The following is a 2,174-nucleotide window of genomic DNA, read 5'->3' on the forward strand; positions in this document are numbered from 1 at the left end:
GCCTTCCCCATAGCCCTTCAGCACTTGTTGGCTATGATAGTAGGTAATACTCTACCTGCAATCGTTTTGACAAATACCTTAGCTAACACAGAACATGCCCTAACAGCGGCAGAGTCAATTTATCTAATACAGGCAGGAATGTTTGTGGCAGCCCTTGCTACCTTCCTCCAACTTTACCCAATAGTTAAACTTGGACTTGGATCAAGGCTTCCTATGATAATGGGGGTGTCATTTGCCTATATACCTGTTATTAACTCAGTTGCAGTCAAATACGGTATAGGTGCAGTCTTCGCATCCCAGATAGTAGGTGGTTTGGTAGCCTTCCTTGTGGGAATGAATATCAAAAGGCTCTACAAATACTTCCCACCAATGGTATCGGGAACAGTTGTTCTTACAATAGGTCTTTCTCTCTACTCAGTTGCCCTAAACTACATGGCAGGAGGAAATGGAAACCCTAACCAAGGAGCTATGGTTTATTGGATAGTAGCCTTCATTACTCTTGCAGTTGTTCTTATTTGTAATATGTTTGGTAAGGGTCTTGTGAAGCTTTCTGCAATTCTTATAGGAATTGTCGCAGGTTACATCGCTTCTCTTGCCTTTGGTATAGTAGATTTCTCTAAGCTATCTGATGCAGCATGGCTTACAATCCCAAAAGTTATGCCATTTAGCCTAGACTTCCACCTAGATGCTTGTATCACAATGGCGGTTATGTTTACGGTAAACTCCATCCAGGCAGTAGGAGACTTCTCTTCTACCACAACTGGTGGACTTGATAGACAACCAACAGAAAAGGAACTTGAGGGAGGAATCAAGGGCTACGGTCTTACAAATATGATATCAGCCTTCTTTGGAGGACTTCCTACAGCTTCTTATTCACAAAACGTAGGTATAGTATCTCTAACAAAGGTTGTTTCAAGACACGTGCTTAAGATTACTGCTACTATGATCCTTATAGCAGGATTTATTCCAAAGTTTGGTGCTCTAATGCTTTCTGTCCCTCAAGCTGTAATAGGTGGAGCGACAGTAACAGTATTTGCCCAAATTACCATGAGTGGAATGAGACTAATCACATCAGATGAGATGAGTGTAAGAAATGTAACTATAACAGGACTTGCAATCGCCCTAGGTATGGGAATTACCCAAGTAAACCCAGTAGCAATCGAACAATTCCCAGAATGGTTTAGAATGATATTTATCTCATCACCAGTTGTTCTTGCAACTCTTGTAGTTTTCTTCCTAAATATAATTCTTCCAAAGAAAACTATCGAAGAAGAAGAGCGTGAAAGAGAAATGATGGATAAGGAATAAAAGTGAAATGCGCCATGAAAGTGGCGTTTTTCCTTGCTTATTTTTAAGTGGAAAATACTAGTTATGGAAGAAAATCAGCTTAAGATTATCCGAATCTTCTTCCTTTTTGTTTTAAGTAAATAAATATTTTACAGTAAAATATTTTGTGATACAATTATTCGTATAGAAAACGAAAGGGAGGATTCTATGAAATCTGAAACAAATTCTAGTGTAAGTATTGACAATATTTACCAACTTGATGGCAAGGTTCCTATAGCCAAGGCGATTCCTTTTGGTATCCAGCACGTTTTGGCTATGTTTGTTGCAAATCTTGCTCCAATTATTCTTGTCGTAGGGGCAGCAACAGCGGCAAATCCTGATCTTGATATTGACCTAGCATCTCTTATCCAAAATGCTATGTTCGTAGCAGGTCTTGGCTCTCTTATTCAGCTTTACCCAGTATGGAAAATCGGTTCTAGACTTCCAGTTATCATGGGAGTAAGTTTTACTTTTTTGGCATCTTTAATTTATGTTTCTACTAATTTTAACTACGAAACTATGATTGGGGCAATCATTGTCGGCGGTATTATAGAAGGGACTTTGGGTCTTCTTGCAAAATACTGGAGGAAGTTTATAGCGCCAATAGTTTCAGCTTGTGTTGTTACAGCGATTGGTTTTTCTCTACTAAGCGTCGGTGCAGCATCTTTTGGTGGTGGCAATGGGGCTAGTGATTTTGGTTCTACTAGAAATCTTCTTCTTGGAACTATTACTTTAATTTCTTGTTTATCCTTTAATTCTTTGGCTAAGGGCTTTTGGAAACAACTTTCTGTTCTCTTTGGTCTTATAGTTGGTTACATAATAGCTGTCTTTATGGGCATGGTTGATTT

The 2,174-nt window shown here is 39.0% G+C and carries 2 protein-coding genes; both read left to right on the plus strand.

Going from position 1 to position 2,174, the window contains the following annotated elements:
• The coding region (locus MRZ08_RS05260) for a nucleobase:cation symporter-2 family protein (RefSeq protein ID WP_297380150.1) at positions 1–1,308 on the plus strand (1,308 nt) is incomplete at its 5' end.
• Positions 1,309–1,494: 186 nt separating this feature from the next.
• Positions 1,495–2,174: solute carrier family 23 protein (locus MRZ08_RS05265; protein WP_297380152.1), on the plus strand; the 680-nt coding region annotated here is incomplete at its 3' end.

This window comes from Anaerococcus sp. (assembly GCF_022770135.1).
Taxonomy (GTDB): domain Bacteria; phylum Bacillota; class Clostridia; order Tissierellales; family Peptoniphilaceae; genus Anaerococcus.